This is a genomic window from Microbacterium sp. ISL-103, assembly GCF_018613995.1.
GTDB lineage: Bacteria > Actinomycetota > Actinomycetes > Actinomycetales > Microbacteriaceae > Microbacterium.
Window position 1 is genome coordinate 1 of sequence record NZ_JAGGPD010000211.1, and the last position, 5,435, is coordinate 5,435.

Sequence of the window (5,435 nt, forward strand, 5' to 3'; positions counted from 1 at the left end):
ACGGATGCCGCGGTGCGCCGCTATGTGCGCGACGCCGGCGACCAGCTCGAGCGCCTGCACATCCTGACCCGCGCCGACGTCACCACGCGCAACAAGCGCAAGGCCTCGCGCCTCGCGTCGGCCTACGACGACATCGAGGCGCGCATCGCCGCATTGCGCGAGCAGGAGGAGCTCGACTCCATCCGCCCCGAGCTCGACGGCAATCAGATCCAGAGCATCCTCGGCATCGCCCCCGGTCGTGAGGTCGGCGAGGCTTACAGGTTCCTGCTCGAGCTGCGTCTCGACGAGGGAGTCATCGGTCAGGATGCCTCCGAGCAGCGCCTCCGTGAGTGGTGGGCTGCCCGGGGCTGAGTCCGGTCACCCCGTGCCTGTGTGCACACGTGCAGGCCCGGATGACACCTGCAGGCGCGGATCACGGATATGAACCTGCATCCGTGATCTGAGCATGCAGGTGTGCAGACATCCGTGCACACATCCGTGCACAGATCCGTGCACAGATCCGTGCCCAGAGCCGAAATATCGCTCCTTCCGCCCGCGGCATCCGGCTCCTACACTGAGGTAACGCTCCACCGACGACGAACGGAGGCGCTTGTGGTCGCGTCGTGGCAGGTGTCACGTGATGGCCCTCCTGAGGCCTCTCGTCTGCTGATCGAGCGTGCGCACGAAGAGCTCCTCGCCGGCAACCTCGAGGATCACCGGCTCGAGCAGGTGCGTCCGCTCGTGCGCGAGTCGTGGGTGCGATCGTGGCGTGGCCGCGTCAGGCCAGAGGGGGCTCCGCAGATCGAGCTCGTGAGCGAGGAGCTCGAGGCCTATCGGCTCGCTCATCCGCTCGCATCCGCCATGGACATGATCCGCGCGCTGCTGCTGCCCGGCGACATGGAGGAGTCCGGTGTCATCATCGCCGTGGGCGACCAGGCAGGGCGGCTGCTGTGGATCGAGGGCGACCGCCAGCTGCAGACGATCACCGAGGGCATGGGATTCGTCGCCGGGGCGAACTGGGCCGAGGATGCCGTCGGCACGACCGCGCCCGGCACGGCGCTGACCCTCGCGCAGACGGTGCAGATCCGCGGCGCCGAGCACTACAACCGTCTGGTGCATCCGTGGTCGTGCACCGCGGCGCCCGTGCGCGATCCCGAGACGCATCGCGTGCTCGGCGTGCTCGACATCACCGGCGGCGATGAGGTCGTCTCGACGCAGGCGCGGCTGCTGGTGGATGCCACCGCACGCGCCGTCGAGTCGGAACTCCTGGTCTCGCGCCTGCGTGCCCGCAGCGAATCCCACCGGCCGACCACGATCTCGTCGCGGGCGAAGCCGACCACCCGCGCGATCCTGCACGTGCTCGGCAGAGACAGGGCGCGACTGGAGACCGAGACCGAACTCGAGGAATCGGTCATCGACCTCAGCGCGCGGCACGCGGCGATCCTGCTCATGCTCGCCGTGCACCGGCAGGGACTGTCGGCCGAACGGCTGAGCGAGCTGGTCTACGGACCCGACGCCTCGGCCGACACTCTTCGCCCCGAGATGGTGCGGCTGCGCAAAGTGCTCGAGAAGCACGCGCCGAGCCTCGTACCCGAGTCCCGTCCGTATCGGCTCTCGGTGCCGCTCGAGACGGATGCCCACGACGTGCTGTCGCTGCTGGACCGCGGAGCCCATCGCGTCGCCCTCACCGCCTATCACGGACCGGTGCTCCCCGAGTCGACGTCGCCCGGAGTCGAGGAGTTCCGCGAGTCCGTGAGAGCGGCGCTGCGCGAGGCGATGCTGTCGGAGGCGAGCCTCGACGTGCTGCTCGCCTACGCCGACATCCCCGAGGGTCAGCGGGATGCCGCAGCACTGCGCCTCGCGCTCGAGATGCTCCCCGCCCGATCGCCGAAGCGGGCGGGGCTGGTCACGCGCATCGAGCGCATCGAAGCGGACTGACCCCCTCGCAACCCGCCGCAACGTTGCGCATCCGTGCGCAACCCCCGCCGACCTACCTTCGAAGCACAGCCACCGGCACCGACGCCACGGCCCGTCGAAGGAGTCACCGATGACCATCGTCGAAGAAGACGTGTCCACCGCTTCCGCGTCATCCGCGTATGCCGCTCCCGGTCAGCAGGGAGCCCTCGCCACTTATCGTCCGCGGTATGGGCACTACATCGGCGGCGAGTTCGTCGACCCGGTCAAAGGCCAGTACTTCGAGAACGTCAGCCCGGTCAACGGCAAGGCGTTCACCGAGGTGGGCCGCGGAACCGTCGAAGACATCGACCGTGCCGTCGACGTCGCCTGGAAGGCCTTCGCCACCTGGGGAAAGACCAGCCCCGCCGAGCGCTCCGTCATCCTCAACAGGATCGCCGACCGCATCGAGCAGCACCTCGAAGAGATCGCGGTCGCCGAGACGTGGGAGAACGGCAAGCCGGTGCGCGAGACGCTGGCGGCCGACATCCCTCTCGCGGTCGACCACTTCCGCTACTTCGCCGGCGTGCTGCGCGCTCAGGAGGGCGGCATCAGCCAGCTCGACGAGAACACCGTCGCCTACCACTTCCACGAGCCGCTCGGAGTGGTGGGCCAGATCATCCCCTGGAACTTCCCGATCCTGATGGCCGTGTGGAAGCTCGCACCGGCGCTCGCCGCGGGCAACTGCGTGGTCATCAAACCGGCCGAGCAGACGCCGGCGTCGCTGTTGTTCCTCTTCGACATCATCGGCGACCTGCTGCCCGCCGGTGTCGTGAACATCGTCAACGGCTTCGGCATCGAGGCGGGTGCACCGCTCGCGCAGCACAAGCGAATCCGCAAGGTCGCCTTCACGGGTGAGACCACGACCGGTCGCCTGATCATGCAGTACGCGTCGCAGAACCTGATCCCCGTGACGCTGGAACTCGGGGGCAAGAGCCCGAACGTGTTCTTCGAAGATGTCGCGCGCGACACCGCCGACCCGTTCTACGACAAGGCGCTCGAGGGGTTCACGATGTTCGCGCTGAACCAGGGGGAGGTCTGCACCTGCCCCTCGCGCGCGCTGATCCAGCGGTCGATCTACGACGGCTTCCTCGCCGACGGCCTCGAGCGCGTCGGAAAGGTCGTGCAGGGCAACCCCCTCGACCCGGCCACGATGATCGGAGCGCAGGCGTCGAACGATCAGCTGGAGAAGATCCTCAGCTACATCGACATCGGCAAGCAGGGTGGAGCCCGGCTGCTCACGGGTGGCGACAGGGTCGATCTCGGCGGCGATCTCAGCGAGGGCTTCTACGTCGCCCCGACCGTCTTCGAGGGCACCAACGACATGCGCATCTTCCAGGAGGAGATCTTCGGGCCGGTGCTCTCGGTCACCTCGTTCGACGACTTCGACGACGGGATCTCGATCGCGAACGACACGCTCTACGGACTCGGCGCCGGAGTGTGGAGTCGCAGCGGCGACACCGCGTACCGCGCGGGTCGTGCGATCGAGGCCGGTCGCGTCTGGACCAATACGTATCACCAGTACCCCGCGCACGCGGCCTTCGGCGGATACAAGCAGTCGGGCGTCGGGCGCGAGAACCACAAGATGATGCTCGACCACTACCAGCAGACCAAGAACCTGCTGGTCTCGTACGCAGAAGGCCCGATGGGCTTCTTCTGAGCTCGACCCCGGGCGGGCGCTGCACCCTCAGCGTCCGCTCGGAACCACCTGCAGGAAGGCTCGCACCATGGTCAGCATCGGCACCTACCAACGGGTGGACGTGACGGATGCCGCGGCATCCCTCGTCCGCGATCTCACCGTGCAGCACGGACCCCTGATGTTCCATCAGTCGGGCGGATGCTGCGACGGCTCCTCACCCATGTGCTATCCGGTCGGGATGTTCATCACCGGGCCGAGCGACGTGCTGCTGGGCTCGCTCGACGTGGGCCTCGAAAACCCGGTCGAGGTCTTCATGTCGGAGTCGCAGTTCGAGTACTGGAAGTACACGCGCCTCACCATCGACGTCGTGCCGGGGCGCGGTGCCGGCTTCTCGGTCGAGGGACCGACGGGCATGCGATTCCTGATCCGCTCGCGGATGCTGAACGACGCGGAGCTGGCGTACTTCGGGCTCACGGGTTCGGCAGGCTGAGCGGACAGATGGCCTGGAGTCAGGCTAGATATAGGCCAGACTTCGGGCTAATCTTTGTCCATGCAGATCATACCGCTCAGTGAGGCGAAGGATCACCTGTCACGTCTCGTCGACCAAGTGGAACGTGAGCACGAGACGATCGAGATCACTCGCCATGGACGCAGTGCAGCGGTGCTGGTGAACAAGGATGCTCTGGACTCGCTGTATGAGACCCTGTTCTGGTTCTCCCAGGGGGGGACTCGTGAAGACGTGGATGACGCTCGCCGGCAGTCCGGGGCCGGCGAGCTCCGCAGCGCCGAAGACACGATGAAGCGGTACGGCGTTCGACCCCGGTGAACTGGGTCACGTCATTCGCCGATTCCGCCTGGCGGGACTTCGATGGACTACCGCCGAAGATCGCGCAGGCGATTGTGGAGTTCACCGTTCATACCTTGCCCGAGAACCCGCTCCGGATGAGTAAGCCGCTACTGGAGGACTTCGAAGGACTGCAATCGGCGCGCCGAGGCGACTATCGGGTGCTGTTCTATCTCGAGGAGCCGAACCAACTCATCGTGGTGCGTGCGAGGCACCGACGCGACGCGTATCGACCGCCGGCTCCCGGTATGAACTGACCTTTTGTTGGGCCGCGCCTTCCGTCTATACGTCATCCCCATCGCCGCCTCACCTGGATGCGTCAGCGTTCGCGTTGCGGAAAGCGTGGCAGACGAGCGCCTGGTCCGACTCAGCGGGGAAGGCGCGGTACCGCGTCGACCAGCGCCCGGGTGTAGGGGTCCTGCGGGGCGTGCAGGACGGATGCCGTCGCACCCTGCTCGACGACGCGACCGTGCTGCAGCACGACCGTGCGGTCGCACGCCGAGGCGATCGCGGTGAGGTCGTGCGACACCATCACGAGCGACAGGCCGTTCTCTCGACGCAGGCGGTCGAGCAGTTCGAGCACCTGCACGCGCGTCGTGACGTCGAGCGCACTGACCGGCTCGTCGGCGAGCAGCACGCGAGGGCGCGAGACCACGGCCCGGGCGATCGCGATGCGCTGGCGCTGACCGCCCGANNCCGCCCGAGAACTCGTGCGGATAGCGGCGGGCGGTGTCGGCGGGGAGGCCGACCGACGCGAGGGATTCGGCGATGCGATGCTGCGCGTCTGCACCCGAGGCGAGGCCGAGAGAGCGCAGCGGCTCGCCGATGATGCGGTCGATGCGCTGGCGGGGATCCAGCGACGAGTACGGGTCTTGGAACACCGGCTGCACGCTCGCCCGGAATCGACGCATCTGCGCGCGGTCCCGCAACGACAGGGGTGCGCCGTCGAACATCACCTGCCCCTCTCGCGGCGCTGCGAGCCCCAGCAGCAGACGCAGGACCGTCCACTTCCCCCCGCCG

At 67.5% G+C, this 5,435-nt stretch carries 6 protein-coding genes and 2 pseudogenes; 6 read left to right on the forward strand and 2 right to left on the reverse strand.

Translation table 11 applies throughout. The features are described 5' to 3' along the window. The 6 genes and pseudogenes from J7E68_RS08625 to J7E68_RS08650 all read left to right on the forward strand — a co-directional run. Positions 1 to 351, forward strand: a pseudogene (locus J7E68_RS08625) (CCA tRNA nucleotidyltransferase); the annotation flags it as partial. Positions 352 to 591: 240 nt separating this feature from the next. Beyond that, positions 592 to 1,917 carry a GAF domain-containing protein gene (locus J7E68_RS08630; protein WP_215171738.1) on the forward strand — a complete coding sequence of 442 codons (1,326 nt, stop codon included), beginning with the start codon at positions 592 to 594 and terminating at the stop codon, positions 1,915 to 1,917. A gap of 109 nt (positions 1,918 to 2,026) precedes the next feature. After that, entirely contained in the window at positions 2,027 to 3,592 is a 1,566-nt protein-coding gene (locus tag J7E68_RS08635) for an aldehyde dehydrogenase family protein (protein WP_215171740.1), read from the forward strand. A 67-nt stretch (positions 3,593 to 3,659) separates the two neighbouring features. Continuing rightward, entirely contained in the window at positions 3,660 to 4,061 is a 402-nt protein-coding gene (locus J7E68_RS08640; protein WP_215171742.1) for a DUF779 domain-containing protein, read from the forward strand. Positions 4,062 to 4,121: 60 nt separating this feature from the next. Then, positions 4,122 to 4,397, forward strand: coding sequence for a type II toxin-antitoxin system Phd/YefM family antitoxin (locus J7E68_RS08645; protein ID WP_215171744.1), 276 nt, complete (start codon positions 4,122 to 4,124; stop codon positions 4,395 to 4,397). Next, positions 4,394 to 4,672 (forward strand): type II toxin-antitoxin system RelE/ParE family toxin, encoded by a 279-nt coding sequence (locus J7E68_RS08650; protein WP_215171745.1) that lies wholly within the window; start codon positions 4,394 to 4,396, stop codon positions 4,670 to 4,672. Before J7E68_RS08645 ends, J7E68_RS08650 begins: the two co-directional genes overlap by 4 nt. Positions 4,673 to 4,782: 110 nt before the next feature. On the opposite strand, the gene J7E68_RS19695 is transcribed toward J7E68_RS08650, so the two are convergent. Next, positions 4,783 to 5,070, reverse strand: a complete 288-nt coding sequence (locus J7E68_RS19695; protein WP_311416755.1) for a hypothetical protein — start codon at positions 5,068 to 5,070, stop codon at positions 4,783 to 4,785. Positions 5,071 to 5,167: 97 nt separating this feature from the next. Continuing rightward, a pseudogene (locus J7E68_RS19700) lies at positions 5,168 to 5,413 on the reverse strand (peptide ABC transporter ATP-binding protein); the annotation flags it as partial. Positions 5,414 to 5,435 lie beyond the last annotated feature (22 nt).

Bases quoted from the DNA above. Each gene is read 5' to 3' on its own strand.
- J7E68_RS08640 (WP_215171742.1), top strand. From the start codon at position 3,660: ATGGTCAGCATCGGCACCTACCAACGGGTGGACGTGACGGATGCCGCG.
- J7E68_RS08645 (WP_215171744.1), top strand. From the start codon at position 4,122: ATGCAGATCATACCGCTCAGTGAGGCGAAGGATCACCTGTCACGTCTC.
- J7E68_RS08635 (WP_215171740.1), top strand. From the start codon at position 2,027: ATGACCATCGTCGAAGAAGACGTGTCCACCGCTTCCGCGTCATCCGCG.